The following is a 19,693-nucleotide window of genomic DNA, read 5'->3' on the forward strand; positions in this document are numbered from 1 at the left end:
GAACAAAAAGGATGAACCCCCCCAACACACGAAGGGGGGGGGGGGGGGGTTTCCCCCCCCCCCCCCCCCCCCGCCTCCTGGGTTGCGCTACGCCGCGCGGATCCGCGCCGCGGCCGTGCGGTCGAGCAGCCACAGCGTGCGCTCGGTGCCGTACGCGCCGGAGGCCGGCGCCTGCACCTCGCCCGGGCCGGACAGCGCGAGCGCCACCGCGTCCGCCTTGTCCTCGCCCGCCGCCAGCAGCCAGACCTCACGCGCCGCCCGGATCGCCGGGAGGGTGAGCGAGATCCGCACCGGCGGCGGCTTCGGCGAGCCCCGTACGCCGATCACGGTCAGGTCGGTCTCCCGCACGCCCGGGTGCTCCGGGAAGAGCGAGGCGACATGGGTGTCGGGGCCGACCCCGAGCAGCAGCACGTCGAAGGCCGGGACGGCGAGGCCGCTGCCCCCGCCGGCCGCCTTCGCCAGCTCCTCGGCGTACCGCGCGGCGGCGGCCTCCACGTCGGAGCCGTCGACGCCGTCCGAGGCCGGCATCTCGTGCACCCGGGCCGGGTCCAGCGGCAGCTGCGCCAGCAGCTCGGCCCGGGCCTGGACCGCGTTGCGGTCCGGGTCGGCGGCCGGGACGAAACGCTCGTCGCCCCACCACAGGTCGACCAGCGCCCAGTCGACCGCGTCGCGCGCCGGGGAGGCGGCGACGGCGGCCAGCAGGGCGTTGCCGTTGCGGCCGCCGGTGAGCACCACCGAGGCGGTGCCGCGGGCGGCCTGGGCGTCCACGATCCGGGTGATCAGCCGGGCCGCGGTCGCCTGGGCCATCAGCTCCTTGTCGTGGTGCACGACGAGCTGCGGGGCGCCCCCGGTCACGATCCGCTCCGCTTGCGCGTGGCGGCCTTCTTCGCGGTCGCCTTCCCCGAAGCCGGCTTCGCGGCCGGCCCGGCCGCGGACTTCTTCGCCGCCGCCTTGCCGGTACCGCCCCGGGGGGCGTCCGCCGCCGCGGCCGGCTGCTCGGCCGGCGGCACCTTGGCGGTCACCCGCGCCGGCGCCGCCACCGCGGCGGCCACCGGCTCGGCCGGCGCCTTCGCGGCGGACGGCTCGCGCAGCCGGTCGACCGGCGTGCGGACGGCCGCCGCGTAGATGTCGTCCGGGTCGAGCCGGCGCAGCTCCTCCGCGATCAGCTCGGCGGTGTCCCGCCGCTTGAGCGCGACCATCCGGTCCGGCGCGCCGGGCATGGCCAGCGTGCCGAGCAGCCCGTCCGGCCGGTCCAGCGTGATGTCGCCGTCCTTGGCCCGCAGCCGGACCGCGGTGATGCCGGGTCCGGCCGTGACGACCCGCTCCACCGGGACCCGCAGCCGGGTGGTGAGCCACAGGCCGAGCAGTTCCACGCTGGGGTTGTAGGACTCGCCCTCGACCACCGCGGAGGTGATCGTGGCGGGCCGCTGGTCCAGCGCGGCGGCCAGCATCGAGCGCCAGCCGGTGATCCGGGTCCAGGCCAGGTCGGTGTCGCCGGGGGTGTAGCTGTCGGCCCGCTGGGCGAGCTGGTCGACCGGCGACTCGGCGGTGACCGCGTCGGTGATCCGGCGCTGGGCGAGCGCGCCGAGCGGGTCCTGGGCCGGGTTCTTCGGTGCGTTCTCCGGCCACCAGACCACCACGGGGGCGTCCGGGAGCAGCAGCGGCAGCACCACCGACTGGGCGTGCGAGACCAGTTCGCCGTGCATCCGCAGGATGACGGTCTCGCCGGAGCCGGCGTCGGTGCCGACCAGCACCTCGGCGTCCAGCCGGGTCTCGGCCCGGGCCCGGGGCGAGCGTCCGGCGCGCCGGATGACCGCCAGGATCCGCGAGGGGTGCTCGCGGGAGGCGTCGTTGGCGGCCTTGAGCGCGTCGTAGGCGCTGCCCTCGTCGGTGACGATGACGAGGGTGAGCACCATGCCGGCGGCGGTGGAGCCGCTGGCCCGGCGGGCGTCCATCAACGCAGCGTTGATCTTGCTGGACGTGGTGTTCGTCAGGTCGATCTTCATGGCCGCCGCCAGCTCCTGCCGTCTCGTGCGAGCATCTCGTCCGCCTCGGCCGGCCCCCAGGCCCCCGCGGGGTACTGCGCGGGCTTGCCGTGGGTGTCCCAGTAGTTCTCGATCGGATCGAGGATCCCCCAGGAGAGCTCGACCTCCTGGTGGCGCGGGAACAGGTTGGCGTCGCCGAGCAGCACGTCGAGGATGAGCCGCTCGTACGCCTCCGGGCTGGACTCGGTGAAGGACTCGCCGTAGGCGAAGTCCATCGTGACGTCCCGGACCTCGAAGGAGGTGCCCGGCACCTTGGAGCCGAACCGCACCGTGACGCCCTCGTCCGGCTGCACCCGGATCACCAGGGCGTTCTGCCCCAGCTCCTCGGTGGCGTAGGAGTCGAACGGCAGGTACGGGGCGCGCTGGAAGACCACCGCGATCTCGGTGACCCGGCGGCCCAGCCGCTTGCCGGTGCGCAGGTAGAACGGGACGCCCGCCCAGCGGCGGTTGTTGATCTCCAGCTTGATGGCGGCGTAGGTGTCGGTCTTGGACGCGGGGTTGATCCCGTCCTCCTCCAGGTAGCCGACCACCTCCTCGCCGCCCTGCCAGCCGGCCGTGTACTGGCCGCGCACGGTGTGCTTGCCGAGGTCCTCGGGGAGCTGGACGGCGCTGAGCACCTTGAGCTTCTCGGCGACCAGGGCCTTGGGGTGGAACGAGGCCGGCTCCTCGATGGCGGTCAGCGCCATCAGCTGGAGCAGGTGGTTCTGGATGACGTCCCGGGCCGAGCCGATGCCGTCGTAGTAGCCGGCCCGGCCGCCGATCCCGATGTCCTCGGCCATGGTGATCTGCACGTGGTCGACGTACGACCGGTTCCAGATCGGCTCGAACATGGTGTTGGCGAAGCGGAGCGCCAGGATGTTCTGGACGGTCTCCTTGCCCAGGTAGTGGTCGATCCGGAAGACCTCGTCCCGGGGGAAGACCTCGTGGACGATCCGGTTCAGCTCCTGCGCGGTCTCCAGGTTGTGGCCGAACGGCTTCTCGATCACCGCGCGGCGCCAGGAGCCGGCCGGCGGGTCCGCCAGGCCGTGCTTCTTCAGCTGCTGCACCACGACCGGGAAGGCCTTCGGCGGCACCGACAGGTAGAAGGCGAAGTTGCCGCCGGTGCCCTGCGCCTCGTCGAGGTCCTCGATGGTCTTGCGCAGGTTGTCGAAGGCCTCGTCGTCCTCGAAGGTGCCCTGGACGAACCGCATGCCCTTGGCGAGCTGCTGCCAGACCTCCTCGCGGAAGGGGGTCCTGGCGTGCTGCTTGACCGCGTCGTGGACCACCTTGGCGAAGTCCTCGTCCTCCCACTCCCGCCGGGCGAAGCCGACCAGCGAGAAGCCCGGGGGCAGCAGGCCGCGGTTGGCCAGGTCGTAGATGGCCGGCATCAGCTTCTTGCGCGACAGGTCACCCGTCACGCCGAAGATCACCAGGCCGGACGGCCCGGCGATCCGCGGCAGCCGGCGGTCGGCGGGGTCACGCAGCGGGTTGACGGGGGCGAGCAGGGGTTCGCCCTGGTCCGCCTCCGCCCCCTCGACATCCGGGTACGGCTGTGTGTTGCTCACGTGGTGGGCTCCGCTTCCAGTGCGATGGCGGTGAGCGGGGTCACTTCTCGTCGGCGAACGAGGCGAGCGACGCCGTGACGGTGTCGAGCAGTTCGTTCCAGGAGACCGCGAACTTCTCGACGCCCTCGTCCTCCAGCACCTGGACGACGTCGTCGTAGTCGACGCCGGCGGCGGCGATGGCGTCCATCACGGCCTTGGCGTCGGCGTAGTTGACGGTGATGGTGTCACCGGTGACCACGCCGTGGTCGTCGGTGGCGTCCAGGGTGGCCTCGGGCATGGTGTTGACGGTGCCCGGGGCGACCAGCTCGGTGACGTACAGGGTGTCCGGCAGGGCCGGGTCCTTGACGCCGGTGGAGGCCCACAGCGGGCGCTGCGGCTTGGCGCCGGCGGCCTCCAGGGCCTTCCAGCGGTCGGAGGAGAAGACCTCCTCGTACGCCTGGTAGGCGAGCCGGGCGTTGGCCAGCGCGGCCTTGGAGCGCAGCTCCTTGGCGTCGCCGCCGATCTTCTCCAGGCGCTTGTCGATCTCGGTGTCGACGCGGGAGACGAAGAACGAGGCGACGGACTCGATCGAGGACAGGTCCAGGCCGGCCGACTTGGCCTGCTCCAGACCGGCCAGGTAGGCGTCCATCACCGCGCGGTAGCGCTCCAGCGAGAAGATCAGCGTGACGTTGACGCTGATGCCCTTGGCGAGGACCGCGGTGATGGCGGGCAGGCCGGCCTTGGTGGCGGGGATCTTGATGAACACGTTCGGGCGGTCCACCAGCCACCACAGCTGCTTGGCCTCGGCCACGGTCGCCGCGGTCTCGTGGGCCAGGCGCGGGTCGACCTCGATGGAGACCCGGCCGTCGCGGCCGTTGGAGGCGTCGTAGACCGGGCGCAGCACGTCGGCGGCGTCGCGGACGTCGCTGGTGGTGATCATGCGGACGGCCTCGTCCGTGGTGACCTTGCGGACGGCGAGGTCCCGGAGCTGGCCCTGGTAGGCGGCGCTGCCGCCGCCGATGGCCTTCTGGAAGATGGTCGGGTTGGTGGTGACCCCCACGACGTGCTTGCTCTGCACCAGCTCGGCCAGGTTCCCGCTGTTCAGCCGGTCGCGGCTGAGGTCGTCCAGCCAGATCGCCACGCCTTCGTCGGTGAGGCGCTTCAGTGCGTCGGTCATGGTGCTCAGTCCTCTTCTTCTTTTCGACTTCGTTCGTCTGCTGTGGGGTCGTCAGACGGGCCGGGGTACCCGCTGTGCGGTCGGGTACCCCGGCCCCGGCGGCGTTATCGGGAGACGGCCTCGACCGTGCGCAGCGAGGCGCGGGCCGCGCCCGCGACGGCTTCGGCGGTCAGGCCGAACTCCTGGAACAGCACCTTGTAGTCGGCGGAGGCGCCGAAGTGCTCCAGGCTGACGATCCGGCCGGCGTCGCCGACCAGCTCGCGCCAGCCCTGGGCGATGCCGGCCTCGACCGAGACGCGGGCGCGCACGTTGGGCGGCAGCACGGTGTCGCGGTAGGCCTGGTCCTGCTCGTTGAACCACTCGATCGACGGCATCGACACCACCCGGGTCGGGATGCCGTCGGCCTCCAGGGCCTCGCGGGCCTGGACGGCCAGCTGGACCTCGGAGCCGGTGCCGATCAGGATCACCTTCGGCGCCGCGCCGGAGGCCTCGGCCAGCACGTAGCCGCCCTTGGCGGTGCCCTCGGCGGAGGCGAACACCTCGCGGTCGAAGGTGGGCACGTTCTGGCGGGTGAGCGCCAGGCCGACCGGGCCGGGGTGGCTGGTGTGCCGCTCCAGCACGGTGCGCCAGGCGACCGCGGTCTCGTTGGCGTCGGCCGGGCGGACCATGGACAGGCCCGGGATGGCCCGCAGCGCGGCCAGGTGCTCGACCGGCTGGTGGGTCGGGCCGTCCTCGCCGAGGCCGATCGAGTCGTGCGTCCAGACGTAGGTGACCGGCAGCTTCATCAGGGCGGCCAGGCGCACGGACGGGCGCATGTAGTCGGCGAAGACCAGGAAGGTGCCGCCGAAGACGCGGGTGCGGCCGTGCAGCGCGATGCCGTTCATGGTGGAGCCCATGGCGTGCTCGCGGATGCCGAAGTGGATGGTGCGGCCGTAGGGGCTCGCGGACTTCAGCGGGTTGCCCTCGGGGAGGAAGGAGCTCTCCTCGTCGATTGTGGTGAGGTTGGACTCCGCGAGGTCGGCCGAGCCGCCCCACAGCTCCGGGATCACCGCGCCGAGCGCCTTGAGGGTCTCGCCGGACGCCTTGCGGGTGGCGACCTCCTTGCCCGCGGGGAAGGAGGGGACGGCCTTCTCCCAGCCGGCCGGCAGCTCGCCGACCTGGATCCGGTCGAAGTCGGCGGCGCGCTGCGGGTTGGCGGCGTGCCAGGCGTGGAAGCCCTGCTCCCACTCGGTGCGGGCGGCCTTGCCGCGCTGGATGACCTCGCGGGCGTGGTCGAGGACGGCCTCGGAGACCTCGAAGGTCTTCTCCGGCGAGAAGCCGAGGACCTTCTTGGTGGCGGCGATCTCGGCGTCGCCGAGCGCGGAGCCGTGCGCCTTGGCGGTGTTCTGGGCGTCCGGGGCCGGCCAGGCGATGATCGTGCGCATCGCGATGATCGACGGGCGCGAGGTCTCGGCCTTGGCGGCCTCGAGCGCCTCGGCGAGCGCGAAGACGTCGATGTCGCCGTCGGACTTGGGGGTGATCCGCTGCACGTGCCAGCCGTAGGCCTCGTAGCGGGCCAGCACGTCCTCGGAGAAGGCGGTCGCGGTGTCGCCCTCGATCGAGATGTGGTTGTCGTCGTAGAGCGCGACCAGGTTGCCCAGCTTCTGGTGGCCGGCCAGCGAGGACGCCTCGGCGGAGATGCCCTCCTCCAGGTCGCCGTCGGAGACGATGGCCCAGATGGTGTGGTCGAACGGCGAGGTGCCGGCCGGGGCCTCGGGGTCGAACAGGCCGCGCTCGTAGCGGGCCGCCATCGCCATGCCGACCGCGTTGCCGATGCCCTGGCCGAGCGGGCCGGTGGTGGTCTCCACGCCCGCGGTGTGGCCGTGCTCGGGGTGGCCCGGGGTGCGGCTGCCGGCGACCCGGAAGGCCTTCAGGTCGTCCAGCGACAGGCCGTACCCGGACAGGAAGAGCTGGGTGTAGAGCGTCAGCGAGGTGTGCCCCGGGGACAGCACGAAGCGGTCGCGGCCGACCCACGAGGGGTCGGTGGGGTCGTGGCGCAGGAACCGCTGGAAGATCACGTATGCCGCGGGGGCCAGCGACATCGCCGTGCCCGGGTGGCCGTTGCCAACCTTCTGCACGGCGTCCATGGCCAGGACCCGGGCGGTGTCCACAGCCCTCTGATCCAGTTCGGTCCACTCGAATACGTTCGGCGTCGTGCTCACCCTGACTCAGGGCTCCTTCCATAGTGAAGTGTGACCCCGTGAAGGGGACCGGGTCGGCCACGTCGCTGTGGACCAGACGTTTCGATGGTGCCGGTCACGGAGGGTTGATCCCGCTTCTGCGTGCGAGCCTACCGCCCTGGGGGCCCCTCACCCGGCGTGCTGGGAGCGGTGGGGATCCGGTGGGGGCGTCGCGCTCGGTCTCGTACCTGCGTCTTCGTCCTACCTTCACGGAAACTCCCCGGTCCCGCCCGTCCGAGGGGCAAGACGAGCGAGCCGTGAAATGCGGATAGAAGGGGCAAAACTCCTGTCCGGTCTGCGGTGATTCACCCGGCGGTGTGCGGTTCGGCTCGCCGGGGTACCCCGGGGCCGGTCGGGAGATATGGAGCGTCTAAGGTGGCGTGGTACGCGCAGAGCGGACGTATCGGCACCCACGGGTCCGGTGGGCGCCTGTGAAGGTTCATCGTGAGTTGGGGTGTTCGTGACCGCCGTCGAATCCCGCCCCGCCGGGGCGGTCGGAGCGACGCCTGCGCATCGGCCGTTCGGGGCCCGTGTCGGGGCCTTCGTCGCACTGACCAAGCCCCGGATCATCGAGCTGCTGCTGATCACCACCGTGCCGGTGATGTTCCTGGCGCAGCGCGGGGTGCCCGATCCGCTGCTGGTGCTGTGGGTGGTGGTCGGCGGCTACCTGTCGGCCGGTGGCGCCAATGCGCTCAACATGTACATCGACCGGGACATCGACGCGGTGATGAGCCGCACCGAGCGGCGCCCGCTGGTGACCGGGATGGTCTCGCCGCGTGAGGCGCTGGTGTTCGGCATCGCGCTGGCGGTCGGCTCGACCGTCTGGCTCGGCCTGCTGGTCAACCCGCTGGCCTCGGCGCTCGCGCTCGGTGCGCTGCTGTTCTACGTCTTCGTGTACACCCTCGGCCTGAAGCGCCGTACCGCGCAGAACATCGTCTGGGGCGGCATCGCCGGCTGCATGCCGGTGTTCGTCGGCTGGGCGGCGGTGACGAACTCGCTGTCCTGGTCGGCGCTGGTGCTCTTCCTGGTGATCTTCTTCTGGACGCCGCCGCACTACTGGCCGCTGTCGATGAAGGTCCGCGAGGACTACGCCCGGGCCGGGGTGCCGATGCTCCCGGTGATCAAGGGCAACCTGGCGGTGGCCCGGCAGATCGTGGCCTACTCCTGGATCATGGTGGCGGTCTCGCTGGCGCTGTGGCCGCTGGCCCACACCAGCTGGCTGTACCCGGTCTCGGCCGTCGTGCTGGGCGCGGCCTGGCTCAAGGAGGCGCACGGCCTGCACGCCCGGGCCAAGGCCGGCGTGGTCGGCGCCAAGCTCAAGGAGATGCGGCTGTTCCACTGGTCGATCACCTATCTGACCCTGCTGTTCGTGGTCATCGCGGTCGACCCCTTCGTCAAGTAGGCGGCCCGCACCGCGAAGGGCCCCGCCGGACTGCCGGCGGGGCCCTTCGCGCGTGGTGGGGCCGGGCTCAGCGCGGCGGCAGCGTGCTCGGGCCGACGTGGCCGTCGAGCCAGTCCTTGAGCGGCTGCGAGGCCCGCAGGAACGCGGTGATCCGCCGGTACGCCTCCGGGGTGCCCAGCCAGTCGGCGGGCTCCCACTCCTGCCAGGCCACCAGGCCCTTGTTGCGCAGCAGGTCGATCCGCGGGTGGTCCTTGGGGTAGCCGCGCGGTGCGGTCTTCAGCGGGTCGCGGCCGGTGACCCGCGGGCCGGCCTTCTCCACCCGGGCGATCACCCGTTCCAGCTCGCCGCCGGTGACGTCCTCGGCGACGGCCGCGCGGTAGCGCGCCAGCTGGTCGGAGGCCAGCTGGTACATGCCGTTGCCGCAGGCCAGGCCGTCGGCGGAGAGCTGGATGTAGCCGCCGGCCGTCAGGTAGCCGCCGATGTGGGTCTTGTACGGCGCCTTGTCGGCGCTGAACCGGACGTCCCGGTTGGGCCGGAAGATCTTGCCGGGCCCGAACTCCGGCTCCAGCTGCTCCAGCAGCTCGGCCATCGGCTCGCGCACCGCGCGCTCGTACCGCTCCTTGTGGGCGTTCCAGTAGGCCTTCGAGTTGTCGGCCTCCAGCCGCTCGTAGAACTCCAGTGCCTCGTCCTGCCAGCCTTCGAAAGTCACCGGACCAGGCTATCGGCGCACCGTGTGGTCCGCCGCACACCGCGCTCCCGTCGCCAGTGCGGCTACCGATCGGTAGCATGCGGGCATGACCAGCGCAGAGAACGCCACCACCGCCGCGCCCGACGCCCGCGCCGAGCGGCGGGCCAAGCGCATCGCCAAGCACCTCACCCGCTTCGCCGCCCAGCACGGCGGCAGCGCCGACGGCGTCGTCGAGTACGTCGGCCGCACGGCCACCCGGATCGTCGTGGTCGGCGCGGACGGCGCCTGGGGCGACCAGGTCGCCCCCACCCACGCCGTCGGCCTCCGGGCGGCCGAACTGGCCGGCCTGGCGCTGCACGACGACTTCGAGGGCGAGCTCGGCCTCAAGGTGCGCACCGGTGCCTACGAGTGGAAGCGGATGGCCGGCCTCCAGCTCGGCGGCTGACCGGACGCGCGAAGGGCCCCGAGCGGATGCTCGGGGCCCTTCGCCGTACGCCGGGACCGGGTCAGACCGAGGCGGCCTGCGGGGCCGGTACGGGGGCCGCCGCGGCGCTCCCGCCGTCCGCGCGGGTGCGCAGCGCGAGCGGGATCCGCAGGGCGGCCATCCAGGTCAGCGCGGCGCCCAGCATGTGCACCCCGACCATCAGTTCGGGGGCGTCGGTGAAGTACTGGACGAAGCCCAGCAGGCCCTGCAGCAGCAGGACCGCCATCAGGTCGCGGACCCGCGCGCGGGCGGCCGGCGGCGCCTTGACGGCGGCGAAGACGAAGATCACCGCGATGGTCAGGCCGACCGCGACGAAGGCCAGGTCGGCGTGGGCCTGGGCGAGCCGGTCGTAGTCCAGCGAGATCCGCCGGACCGGCTCGGCCATCGTCCCGGAGGAGCCCGGGTGGTGGCCCGCACCGGTCACCAGGGTGCCGGCCAGCACCAGCAGGCCGACCACCAGCACCAGCACCTTCGCCAGCCGCAGGATCGGTTCGGCGACCAGCGGCCGCGGCGCGCCGTCGCCCTCCTTCGACCGTTCCCACATCAGCACCGACACCCAGACCAGCGCCATCGCCGCCACCATGTGCAGCGCGACCACGTACGGGTTGAGGTGCGTCAGCACGGTGATGCCGCCGATCACGGCGTTGCTCACCACCAGCCAGAACTGCGCCCAGCCCAGCCGGGTCAGGCCGCGCCGCCAGGTGGCCGCGCAGCGGGCCGCCAGGGTGGCCCAGGCGATGGCCCCGCACAGCACGTAGGTGAGCATCCGGTTGGTGAACTCGATGACCCCATGCAGGCCCAGCTCGGGCGTCGGGGTCAGGCTCTCGCCGGTGCAGCGGGGCCAGGTGGTGCAGCCGAGGCCGGAGGCGGTGAGCCGGACGGCGCCGCCGGTCACCACGATGACCACGCTCATCACCAGCGCGGCCAGCGCCGCCCGCCGGACGGTCTCGGCGGACGGGTGCCAGCGGTCGGCGAGGAGGGAGGAGGGGGTACGCACCCGTTCATCCTAGGTGCGCTTACGGCCGATCTTGGGGCGGGGCGGGCGTCGGCGGGAGCAGTACCGCAAAACGGACTCCCGGCGCGGATCGGACATCGGCCCGGTCGGAGCCGGCGGCCGGTCGGCGGCCGGGAATCGTGCCCGATCTTCCATGATTCATTTCCGGTTCGGCCCGGTTCTGTCCGAGGTCTATCCGAAAGGACATCGGGTGTGGTGAGGTCGGCGCACGATTCTGGCCACTCGGCTGAAATGAGGAACAGAGCATGGCAGGGCAGCGACGGATATCCGGCGGCCTGGTCGCCGCGGCGGCCGGTATCGGCCTGGTGGCACCGCTGGTGCTGGCGGGCACCGCCTCGGCACACACCAGCAGGACGGGCATCACCTGCGACAAGGTCACCGTCGATCTGACGGCCTACAACGCGAAGAGCAACAACACCGTCACCCTGGTCATCGGCGCCGACACGGTGCTCGACAAGGTGGCCTTCGGCGGCTCCTTCCAGCAGGAGTTCAAGGTGGCGGCGCACACCGCCGACGTCACCGCGACCCTGACCGTCCGGACCGACGAGGACAAGGACGGCAAGAAGGGCTGGAGCTTCACCAAGCAACTGGTCGCGCACGAGTGCCCGGTGTCCCCCTCGACCCCGCCCAGCACTCCGCCGAGCACCCCGCCCAGCACCCCGCCGACCGGTCAGTCGTCGACGCCGAGCACCTCGACGCCGCCGACCGGCACCCCTCGCACGACCCCCGCGGGCACCCCGAGCGCCTCCCCGACCGGGCCGCAGCTGGCCTCGACCGGCGGCGGCAGCAACGCGGGCGTCCTCGCGGCCGCCGGCGTCGGCGTGATCGCCGTCGGCGGCGGCGTCCTGTTCGCGCTCCGCCGCCGTCCGTCGCGCCGTCACTGACGCGACGTCACTCCCAGCGGAAGAACCGGCCGGCTGCGCCCAGCCCCAGGACGGCCCAGGCGGACAGGATCCCCAGATCCGTCCAGGGCACCGAGCCCCCGTACTGGAGGACTGAGCGCAGCCCGTCGGACAGCGCGCTGATCGGCAGCAGTTCCAGCACCGGCCGCACCGCCGACGGGAACTTCGACAGCGGCACCACCACCCCGCCGGCCAGCAGCAGCAGGACGAACACCAGGTTGGCGGCGGCCAGCGTGGCCTCCGCGCGCAGCGTGCCGGCCATCAGCAGGCCGAGGCCGGAGAAGGCCGCGGTGCCGAGCGCCAGCAGGGCCAGTACCCCGAGCGGGTTGCCGTGCGGGGACCAGCCGAGCGCCAGCGCGACCGCCGACAGCAGCAGCACCTGCAGCACCTCGGTCACCAGCACGCAGCCGGTCTTCGCGGTGAGCAGCGCCCAGCGCGGCAGCGGGGTCGAGCCCAGCCGCTTGAGCACGCCGTAGCGGCGCTCGAAGCCGGTGGCGATGGCCTGGCCGGTGAACGCGGTGGACAGCACGGCGAGCGCCAGCAGCCCGGGGGCGAGGAAGTCGACCCGCTTCCCGGGGCCCTCCGCGGCGACCACGTCGACGGCGCTGAACAGCACCAGCAGCACGGTCGGGATGATCACGGTCAGCAGCAGCTGCTCGCCGTTGCGCAGCAGCATCCGGGTCTCCAGCGCGGTCTGCGCCAGCAGCATCCGGCCGACCGGGGCGCCGCCCGGCCGCGGTTCGTACGTGGTCACGAGCGCAGCTCCCGTCCGGTCAGCTCCAGGAAGACGTCCTCGAGGCTGCGCCGCCCGACGGCCAGCCGCTCCGGCATCACACCGGCCTCGGCGCACCAGGCCGTGACGGTGGCCAGCAGCCGGGGGTCCACCGGCGCCTGGACGCGGTAGCTGCCCGGGACCGGCTCGCTCGCGTCGGCGCCGTCGGGCAGCACCTTGCGCAGGCCGGAGAGGTCGAGTCCGGGCGGGCCGTCGAAGCGCAGGGTGCTCTCGGCGCCGCCGCGGCAGAGCTCCTCGGGGCTGCCCGCGGCGATCACCCGGCCGTGGTCGACGACGGCGACCGCGTCGGCGAGCTGCTCGGCCTCGTCCATGTGATGGGTGGTCACCACCACGGTGACGCCGTCCCGGCGCAGTTCGCGCACCAGCTCCCAGGTGGCGCGCCGGGCCTGCGGGTCGAGGCCGGCGGTGGGCTCGTCCAGGAAGACCAGCTCGGGGCGGCCGACCACGGCCATCGCGAGCGCGAGGCGCTGCTGCTGGCCGCCGGAGAGCCGGCGGTAGGCGGTGCGGCCGCAGGAGCCGAGGCCGAGCCGTTCGACCAGCGGGGCGACCGGGAGCGGGTCGGCGTACAGCTTGGCGGTGTGCTTCAGCATCTCGACGGCGCGCGCGCCGGCGTACACGCCGCCCGACTGGAGCATCACGCCGATCCGCGGCCGCAGCCGGGCGGCGTCGGCGACCGGGTCGAGGCCGAGCACCCGCACGGTGCCGGCGTCGGCGCGGCGGTAGCCCTCGCAGATCTCGACGGTGGTGGTCTTGCCGGCTCCGTTGGGGCCGAGCACGGCGGTGACCGTGCCGCGGGGGATGGCCAGGTCGAGGCCGTTCACGGCGATCTTGTCGCCGTACCGTTTGACCAGCCCGGCCACCTCGACGGCGGGTTCGTAGCGCATACCGGGGAGTCTAAGAGGGCGGCCCCGGGACCCGGTGCACCGCCCCGGAATGATCGAATTCCCAGGTCAGGTAAGGCTTACCTGCGTGATTGAAGCCACGGATGAGGCGTGGATCACGGCTTGTCGTTCCGGAAGGAATTACGCAACAATCGTGTTGTGAAATACATGCGCGAGCACGCCCAGGAGCCGGAGGCCGCCACGGCCGCCGGCGCCGCCGTGCCCGCGCCCGCGACGGAAGCCCTGGTGGACGGGCATCGGGCGACCCGGGACCGGGTCGCCCGCTCGATCCTCGACCACGGGCCCTCCTCCGCCGCGGACCTGGCCAGCCGCCTCGGGCTGACCGCCGCCGCCGTCCGCCGGCACCTGGACTCGCTGGCCGCCGCCGGCCTGGTGGAGTCCCGGGAGCAGCGGGTCTACGGCAGCCGCGGCCGGGGCCGTCCGGCCAAGGTGTTCGCCCTTACCGAGTGCGGCCGGGACGCCTTCTACCAGGCCTACGACCAGCTCGCCGCCGACGCGCTGCGCTGGATCTCGGACGCGGTGGGCGGCGGCGAGGCGGGCGAGGAGGCGGTCGCCGCCTTCGCCCGGGCCCGCTTCCTGAAGCAGGGCGAGCGGTACCAGCGGGCGCTGGCCGAGGCGGCGGACGGCATGCGTGCCGAGGCGCTCGCCGAGGCGCTGAGCGCCGACGGGTACGCTGCGACGGTGCGGCGGGTGCCCGCGGCGTCGGCGGCCAAGGCGCCGGTCGGCGCCCAGCTCTGCCAGCACCACTGCCCGGTGGCGCACATCGCCGAGCAGTTCCCGCAGCTGTGCGAGGCGGAGACCGAGGTCTTCTCCCGGCTGCTGGGCACCCATGTGCAAAGGCTGGCCACCATCGCCCACGGCGACGGGGTCTGCACGACCTATGTGCCGGCACCCGGTGCCGCACCGTCCTCCGCCCGTGGGCGGGGGCCCGGTGCCGTGCCGACTGTCGGTACGTCCCCCAACGAATCGGCTCGTCCGCGCGGAGGAACCTCGCATGACTGACATCGCACACCCGGAGCTCGAGGGCCTGGGCACCTACGAGTACGGCTGGTCGGACTCCGACGCCGCGGGTGCCACCGCCAAGCGCGGCCTCAGCGAGGACGTCGTCCGCGACATCTCGGCGAAGAAGTCCGAGTCCGAGTGGATGCTCAACCTGCGGCTCAAGGGTCTGAAGCTGTTCGGCAAGAAGCCCATGCCGACCTGGGGCTCGGACCTCACCGGCATCGACTTCGACAACATCAAGTACTTCGTGCGCTCGACCGAGAAGCAGGCCGAGTCCTGGGAGGACCTGCCCGCCGACATCAAGGCGACGTACGACAAGCTCGGCATCCCGGAGGCGGAGAAGCAGCGCCTGGTCGCCGGTGTCGCCGCGCAGTACGAGTCGGAGGTCGTCTACCACCAGATCCGCGAGGACCTGGAGGAGCAGGGCGTCATCTTCCTGGACACCGACACCGCGCTCAAGGAGCACCCGGAGCTCTTCAAGGAGTACTTCGGCACCGTCATCCCGGCCGGCGACAACAAGTTCGCCGCGCTGAACACGGCGGTGTGGTCCGGCGGTTCGTTCATCTACGTGCCGAAGGGCGTGCACGTCGACATCCCGCTGCAGGCCTACTTCCGGATCAACACCGAGAACATGGGCCAGTTCGAGCGGACGCTGATCATCGTCGACGAGGACGCCTACGTCCACTACGTCGAGGGCTGCACCGCCCCGATCTACTCCTCGGACTCGCTGCACAGCGCCGTGGTGGAGATCATCGTCAAGAAGGGCGGCCGCTGCCGCTACACGACCATCCAGAACTGGTCGAACAACGTCTACAACCTGGTCACCAAGCGCGCCGTGGCGTACGAGGGCGCGACCATGGAGTGGGTCGACGGCAACATCGGCTCCAAGGTGACCATGAAGTACCCGGCCGTGTACCTGATGGGCGAGCACGCCAAGGGCGAGACCCTGTCGATCGCCTTCGCGGGCGAGGGCCAGCACCAGGACGCCGGCGCCAAGATGGTGCACATGGCGCCGAACACCTCCTCCAACATCGTCTCCAAGTCGGTGGCGCGCGGCGGCGGCCGGACCTCGTACCGCGGTCTGATCGAGATCGGTGAGGGCTCCAAGGGCGCCAAGTCCAACGTGCTCTGCGACGCGCTGCTGGTCGACACCGTCTCCCGCTCGGACACCTACCCGTACGTGGACGTCCGCGAGGACGACGTGTCGATGGGCCACGAGGCGACCGTCTCCAAGGTCAGCGAGGACCAGCTCTTCTACCTGATGAGCCGCGGCATGACCGAGTTCGAGGCGATGGCGATGATCGTCCGCGGCTTCGTCGAGCCGATCGCGCGCGAGCTGCCGATGGAGTACGCGCTGGAGCTGAACCGGCTGATCGAGCTGCAGATGGAGGGCTCCGTCGGCTGACGCCCGGCCGCACGCAGTCCAACCCGCATCGTTAGGAAGAGAGCACCACGACAGCCATGGCTGACGTCAACACCCCCTCCGGCTCGACCACCGCCGGTTCCATCGAGGTCGGCACCGGCGGCGCGGGCGCGCAGCTGGCCGGCCCCGGCACCGGCCGCGCCACCGTCAAGCAGCCGATCGACGCCCGCGTCTCGGTCAAGCCCTCGTTCGACGTGAACGACTTCCCGGTGCCGCACGGCCGCGAGGAGGACTGGCGGTTCACCCCGCTGCACCGCCTCGGCGGGCTGCACGACGGCACCGCGGCCGAGGCCGTCCGCGGCGAGGACAAGATCGACCTCGGCCTGCCGCAGGGCGTCAGCGCCTCGCTGGTCGGCCGGGACGACGAGCGGATCGGGCGGGCCGGCAAGCCGGTCGACCGGGTCGCCGCGCAGGCGTTCAGCTCCTTCGAGCAGGCGCTGGTGGTCACCGTCCCGCAGGACACCCAGCTGACCGAGCCGGTCCGGATCGACGTGCACGGCGAGGGCGGGGTCGCCTTCGCCCACGTGGTGATCGACGTCAAGCCGTTCGCCGAGGCCGTCGTGGTGATCAACCACACCGGCACCGGCACCCGGGCCGCCAACGTCGAGCTGCTGGTCGGCGACGGCGCCAAGCTGACCTTCGTGTCGGTCCAGGACTGGGAGCGGGACGCGGTGCACGCCTCCCAGCACACCGCCCTGGTCGGCCGGGACGCCACCTTCAAGTCCGTGGTGGTCACCTTCGGCGGCGACCTGGTCCGGATCCACCCGCGGGTCTCCTACGCGGCCCCCGGCGGCGAGGCCGAGCTGTTCGGCCTGTACTTCGCCGACGCCGGCCAGCACCTGGAGCACCGGCTGGTCATCGACCACGACACCCCGCACTGCCGCTCCAACGTCGCCTACAAGGGCGCGCTGCAGGGCCAGGACGCGCACGCGGTCTGGGTCGGCGACGTGCTGATCCGGGCCGCCGCCGAGGGCACCGACACCTACGAGCTCAACCGCAACCTGGTGCTCACCGACGGCGCCCGGGTCGACTCGATCCCGAACCTGGAGATCGAGACCGGTGAGATTGCCGGCGCCGGCCACGCCTCGGCCACCGGCCGCTTCGACGACGAGCAGCTGTTCTACCTGCAGGCCCGCGGCATCCCGGCGGACGAGGCCCGCCGCCTGGTGGTGCGCGGCTTCTTCGCCGAGCTGGTCCAGCAGATCGGCGTCGCCGAGATCCAGGACCGCCTGATGGAGAAGATCGAGGCGGAGCTGGAAGAGACCGTCGCATGAGTTTCCTCCGCGCCTGCGCGCTGACCGACCTCGCCGAGGACGAGCCCAAGCGGGTCGACCTCAACGGCGTACCGGTCGCGCTGGTCCGCACCGAGGGCGAGGTGTACGCGATCAACGACACCTGCTCGCACGCCAACGTCTCGCTCTCCGAGGGCGAGGTCGAGGACTGCATGATCGAGTGCTGGCTGCACGGCTCCAGCTTCGACCTGCGGACCGGCAAGCCCTCGGGACTGCCCGCCACCAAGCCGGTCGCTGTCTACCCCGTAAAGATCGAAGGGGACGATGTGCTCGTCTCCGTCAACCAGGAGTCCTGAGTCCCCATGGCAACCCTTGAAATCCGCGACCTGCACGTCTCCGTCGAGGCCGAGAACGGCCCCCGCGAGATCCTCCGCGGCGTCGACCTGACCGTGAAGCAGGGCGAGACCCACGCGATCATGGGTCCGAACGGCTCCGGCAAGTCCACCCTGGCGTACTCGCTGGCCGGGCACCCGAAGTACACCGTCACCGGTGGCGAGGTGCTGCTGGACGGCGAGGACGTGCTGGCCATGTCGGTCGACGAGCGGGCCCGGGCCGGTGTCTTCCTGGCCATGCAGTACCCGGTCGAGGTGCCCGGCGTCTCGGTCTCCAACTTCCTGCGCACCGCCGCCACCGCCGTCCGCGGCGAGGCCCCCAAGCTGCGGCTGTGGGTCAAGGAGGTCAAGGAGGCGATGGCCGGTCTGCAGATGGACCCGTCGTTCGCCGAGCGCAACGTGAACGAGGGCTTCTCCGGCGGCGAGAAGAAGCGCCACGAGATCCTCCAGCTGGAGCTGCTCAAGCCGAAGATCGCGATCCTCGACGAGACCGACTCCGGCCTGGACGTCGACGCGCTGCGGGTGGTCTCCGAGGGCATCAACCGGGTCCGCGAGAGCGGCGAGGTCGGCACCCTGCTGGTCACCCACTACACCCGCATCCTGCGGTACATCAAGCCCGACCACGTGCACGTCTTCGCAGGCGGCCGGATCGTCGAGTCCGGCGGCGCCGAGCTGGCCGACAAGCTGGAGAACGAGGGCTACGAGTCCTACGTGAAGGGCGGCGCTTCCGAGTGACACCGCACCCCGGCTCGGCGCTGACCGGGCTCCTCGACACCGACGCGATCCGCAAGGACTTCCCCGTCCTGCAGCGGCTGCTGCACGACGACAAGCCCCTGGTGTACCTGGACAACGCGGCGACCTCGCAGAAGCCCCGCCAGGTGCTGGAGGCGCTGAACGCCTACTACGAGCGGCACAACGCCAACGTGCACCGCGGCGTGCACGTGCTGGCCGAGGAGGCCACGGCGCTGTACGAGGGCGCCCGCGACAAGGTCGCGGCGTTCGTCAACGCGCCGAGCCGGGACGAGGTGATCTTCACCAAGAACGCCTCGGAGTCGCTCAACCTGGTCGCCAACATGCTCGGCTGGGCCGACGAGCCGTACCGCGTGGACGCGGACTCGGAGATCGTCATCACCGAGATGGAGCACCACTCCAACATCGTGCCGTGGCAGCTGCTGGCGCAGCGCACCGGCGCGAAGCTGAAGTGGTTCGGGCTGACCGACGACGGCCGGCTCGACCTGTCGAACATCGACGAGCTGATCACCGAGAAGACGAAGATCGTCTCCTTCACGCTGGTCTCCAACCTGCTGGGCACGGTCAACCCGGTCGAGGCGATCGTCCGCAAGGCCCAGTCGGTCGGCGCCCTGGTGCTGATCGACGCCTCGCAGGCGGCCCCGCACATGGTGCTGGACGTGCAGGCGCTGGAGGCCGACTTCGTCGCCTTCACCGGCCACAAGATGCTGGCGCCGACCGGCATCGGCGTGCTCTGGGGCCGGCAGGAGCTGCTGGAGGACCTCCCGCCGTTCCTGGGTGGCGGCGAGATGATCGAGACCGTCACCATGGGCGCGTCCACCTACGCCCCGGCGCCGCACAAGTTCGAGGCCGGCACCCCGCCGATCGCCCAGGCGGTCGGGCTGGGCGCGGCCGTGGACTACCTGACGGCGATCGGCATGGACCGGATCGCCGCCCATGAGCATGCGATCACCGAGTACGCGGTGGAGCGGCTGCTGGACGTCCCCGACCTGCGGATCATCGGTCCGCGCACGGCCGTGGACCGCGGCGCCGCGATCTCCTTCGTGCTCGGCGACATCCACCCGCACGACGTGGGCCAGGTGCTCGACGAGCAGGGCATCGCGGTCCGGGTCGGCCACCACTGCGCGCGGCCGGTCTGCCTGCGGTACGGAATTCCGGCGACCACCAGGGCGTCGTTCTACCTGTACTCGACGCCGGCCGAGGTCGATGCCCTGATCGACGGCCTGCACCACGTCCGCAACTTCTTCGGCTGAGGAGACGGGGCCCGCGATGAAGCTCGACTCGATGTACCAGGAGATCATCCTGGACCACTACCGCAACCCCCACGGCAAGGGGCTGCGGGCCGGGGACGCCGAGGTGCACCACGTCAACCCGACCTGCGGTGACGAGATCACCCTGCGGGTGCGGCTCGACGGTGCCACCGTGGCCGACGTCTCCTACGAGTCGCAGGGCTGCTCGATCAGCCAGGCCAGCGCCTCGGTGCTGAACGACCTGGTGGTCGGCAAGTCCGTGGGCGACGCCCAGGCGGTGCAGGAGGCCTTCCTGGAGCTGATGCAGAGCAAGGGCCAGGGCGAGGGCGACGAGGAGGTGCTGGAGGACGCGGTCGCGTTCGCCGGCGTCTCCAAGTACCCGGCCCGGGTCAAGTGCGCCCTGCTCAGCTGGATGGCCTGGAAGGACGCCACCGCCAAGGCGCTGGCCGAGCAGCCCGCCATCAACGACTGACCTGCCCGAGGAGGGCGTACAC

19 protein-coding genes are annotated in these 19,693 nt (G+C 71.8%); 10 read left to right on the forward strand and 9 right to left on the reverse strand.

What is annotated here, in order from left to right:
* Positions 1-87: 87 nt before the first annotated feature.
* The 5 genes from pgl to tkt form a co-directional block, all read right to left on the reverse strand.
* Entirely contained in the window at positions 88-855 is a 768-nt protein-coding gene (gene pgl / locus AC2TEW_RS33410) for a 6-phosphogluconolactonase (protein WP_484627022.1), read from the reverse strand.
* A complete protein-coding gene (gene opcA, locus AC2TEW_RS33415) occupies positions 852-2,006 on the reverse strand; it encodes a glucose-6-phosphate dehydrogenase assembly protein OpcA (protein WP_484627023.1) in 1,155 nt (384 codons plus the stop codon). Before opcA ends, pgl begins: the two co-directional genes overlap by 4 nt.
* On the reverse strand, positions 2,003-3,529 hold the full coding sequence (gene zwf / locus AC2TEW_RS33420; protein WP_484627065.1) for a glucose-6-phosphate dehydrogenase: 1,527 nt from the start codon (positions 3,527-3,529) through the stop codon (positions 2,003-2,005). The genes opcA and zwf overlap by 4 nt, the downstream gene beginning before the upstream one ends.
* 100 nt (positions 3,530-3,629) lie before the next feature.
* Positions 3,630-4,745 carry a transaldolase gene (gene tal / locus AC2TEW_RS33425; RefSeq protein ID WP_484627024.1) on the reverse strand — a complete coding sequence of 372 codons (1,116 nt, stop codon included), beginning with the start codon at positions 4,743-4,745 and terminating at the stop codon, positions 3,630-3,632.
* A 104-nt stretch (positions 4,746-4,849) separates the two neighbouring features.
* On the reverse strand, positions 4,850-6,946 hold the full coding sequence (tkt, locus tag AC2TEW_RS33430; RefSeq protein WP_484627025.1) for a transketolase: 2,097 nt from the start codon (positions 6,944-6,946) through the stop codon (positions 4,850-4,852).
* 478 nt (positions 6,947-7,424) lie between these two features.
* Between tkt and AC2TEW_RS33435 the strand changes: the two genes are divergently transcribed.
* The gene (locus tag AC2TEW_RS33435; protein WP_484627066.1) at positions 7,425-8,366 is read left to right on the forward strand and encodes a heme o synthase; all 942 of its coding nucleotides are present in this window, start codon (positions 7,425-7,427) and stop codon (positions 8,364-8,366) included.
* Positions 8,367-8,433: 67 nt separating this feature from the next.
* On the opposite strand, the gene AC2TEW_RS33440 is transcribed toward AC2TEW_RS33435, so the two are convergent.
* A complete protein-coding gene (locus AC2TEW_RS33440; protein WP_484627026.1) occupies positions 8,434-9,075 on the reverse strand; it encodes a DUF2461 domain-containing protein in 642 nt (213 codons plus the stop codon).
* An 85-nt stretch (positions 9,076-9,160) separates the two neighbouring features.
* Between AC2TEW_RS33440 and AC2TEW_RS33445 the strand changes: the two genes are divergently transcribed.
* Positions 9,161-9,499 (forward strand): hypothetical protein, encoded by a 339-nt coding sequence (locus tag AC2TEW_RS33445; RefSeq protein WP_484627027.1) that lies wholly within the window; start codon positions 9,161-9,163, stop codon positions 9,497-9,499.
* 61 nt (positions 9,500-9,560) lie between these two features.
* Here the strand turns inward: AC2TEW_RS33445 and AC2TEW_RS33450 are convergent, their stop codons facing one another.
* Positions 9,561-10,535 carry a COX15/CtaA family protein gene (locus AC2TEW_RS33450; protein WP_484627028.1) on the reverse strand — a complete coding sequence of 325 codons (975 nt, stop codon included), beginning with the start codon at positions 10,533-10,535 and terminating at the stop codon, positions 9,561-9,563.
* Positions 10,536-10,798: 263 nt separating this feature from the next.
* On the opposite strand from AC2TEW_RS33450, the gene AC2TEW_RS33455 reads away from it, so the two are divergent.
* Entirely contained in the window at positions 10,799-11,437 is a 639-nt protein-coding gene (locus AC2TEW_RS33455; protein WP_484627029.1) for an LPXTG cell wall anchor domain-containing protein, read from the forward strand.
* A gap of 7 nt (positions 11,438-11,444) precedes the next feature.
* Here AC2TEW_RS33455 and AC2TEW_RS33460 read toward each other — a convergent pair whose 3' ends face one another.
* Both AC2TEW_RS33460 and AC2TEW_RS33465 read right to left on the reverse strand, forming a co-directional pair.
* Entirely contained in the window at positions 11,445-12,164 is a 720-nt protein-coding gene (locus AC2TEW_RS33460) for an ABC transporter permease (protein ID WP_484627067.1), read from the reverse strand.
* Positions 12,165-12,205: 41 nt separating this feature from the next.
* A complete protein-coding gene (locus AC2TEW_RS33465; protein ID WP_484627030.1) occupies positions 12,206-13,132 on the reverse strand; it encodes an ABC transporter ATP-binding protein in 927 nt (308 codons plus the stop codon).
* A gap of 156 nt (positions 13,133-13,288) precedes the next feature.
* Here AC2TEW_RS33465 and AC2TEW_RS33470 point away from each other — a divergent pair, with 156 nt between their 5' ends.
* From AC2TEW_RS33470 to sufU, 7 genes are read left to right on the forward strand one after another with little or no spacing between them, the layout of a single operon-like run.
* Positions 13,289-14,152 carry a helix-turn-helix transcriptional regulator gene (locus AC2TEW_RS33470; RefSeq protein WP_484627031.1) on the forward strand — a complete coding sequence of 288 codons (864 nt, stop codon included), beginning with the start codon at positions 13,289-13,291 and terminating at the stop codon, positions 14,150-14,152.
* The gene (gene sufB, locus AC2TEW_RS33475) at positions 14,145-15,557 is read left to right on the forward strand and encodes a Fe-S cluster assembly protein SufB (protein WP_484627032.1); all 1,413 of its coding nucleotides are present in this window, start codon (positions 14,145-14,147) and stop codon (positions 15,555-15,557) included. Before AC2TEW_RS33470 ends, sufB begins: the two co-directional genes overlap by 8 nt.
* Positions 15,558-15,613: 56 nt before the next feature.
* Positions 15,614-16,849, forward strand: coding sequence for a Fe-S cluster assembly protein SufD (gene sufD, locus AC2TEW_RS33480; RefSeq protein ID WP_484627033.1), 1,236 nt, complete (start codon positions 15,614-15,616; stop codon positions 16,847-16,849).
* Positions 16,846-17,163, forward strand: a complete 318-nt coding sequence (locus AC2TEW_RS33485) for a bifunctional 3-phenylpropionate/cinnamic acid dioxygenase ferredoxin subunit (protein ID WP_033820165.1) — start codon at positions 16,846-16,848, stop codon at positions 17,161-17,163. Before sufD ends, AC2TEW_RS33485 begins: the two co-directional genes overlap by 4 nt.
* Before the next feature lie 6 nt (positions 17,164-17,169).
* On the forward strand, positions 17,170-17,934 hold the full coding sequence (gene sufC, locus AC2TEW_RS33490) for a Fe-S cluster assembly ATPase SufC (protein ID WP_484627034.1): 765 nt from the start codon (positions 17,170-17,172) through the stop codon (positions 17,932-17,934).
* Positions 17,935-17,954: 20 nt separating this feature from the next.
* Entirely contained in the window at positions 17,955-19,202 is a 1,248-nt protein-coding gene (locus tag AC2TEW_RS33495; protein ID WP_484627068.1) for a cysteine desulfurase, read from the forward strand.
* Between the two features lie 16 nt (positions 19,203-19,218).
* Positions 19,219-19,671, forward strand: coding sequence for a Fe-S cluster assembly sulfur transfer protein SufU (gene sufU / locus AC2TEW_RS33500; RefSeq protein ID WP_484627035.1), 453 nt, complete (start codon positions 19,219-19,221; stop codon positions 19,669-19,671).
* The last annotated feature ends 22 nt before the right edge of the window (positions 19,672-19,693 follow it).

This window comes from Kitasatospora sp. NEAU-CNBT7, assembly GCF_057220535.1.

Coding starts and splice junctions, on each gene's coding strand:
- AC2TEW_RS33485 (WP_033820165.1), top strand. CDS start 16,846: ATGAGTTTCCTCCGCGCCTGCGCGCTGACCGACCTCGCCGAGGACGAG.
- sufD (WP_484627033.1), top strand. CDS start 15,614: ATGGCTGACGTCAACACCCCCTCCGGCTCGACCACCGCCGGTTCCATC.
- sufB (WP_484627032.1), top strand. CDS start 14,145: ATGACTGACATCGCACACCCGGAGCTCGAGGGCCTGGGCACCTACGAG.
- sufC (WP_484627034.1), top strand. CDS start 17,170: ATGGCAACCCTTGAAATCCGCGACCTGCACGTCTCCGTCGAGGCCGAG.
- AC2TEW_RS33460 (WP_484627067.1), bottom strand. CDS start 12,164: ATGCTGCTGGCGCAGACCGCGCTGGAGACCCGGATGCTGCTGCGCAAC.
- AC2TEW_RS33445 (WP_484627027.1), top strand. CDS start 9,161: ATGACCAGCGCAGAGAACGCCACCACCGCCGCGCCCGACGCCCGCGCC.
- opcA (WP_484627023.1), bottom strand. CDS start 2,006: ATGAAGATCGACCTGACGAACACCACGTCCAGCAAGATCAACGCTGCG.
- AC2TEW_RS33455 (WP_484627029.1), top strand. CDS start 10,799: ATGGCAGGGCAGCGACGGATATCCGGCGGCCTGGTCGCCGCGGCGGCC.
- AC2TEW_RS33465 (WP_484627030.1), bottom strand. CDS start 13,132: ATGCGCTACGAACCCGCCGTCGAGGTGGCCGGGCTGGTCAAACGGTAC.
- tal (WP_484627024.1), bottom strand. CDS start 4,745: ATGACCGACGCACTGAAGCGCCTCACCGACGAAGGCGTGGCGATCTGG.
- sufU (WP_484627035.1), top strand. CDS start 19,219: ATGAAGCTCGACTCGATGTACCAGGAGATCATCCTGGACCACTACCGC.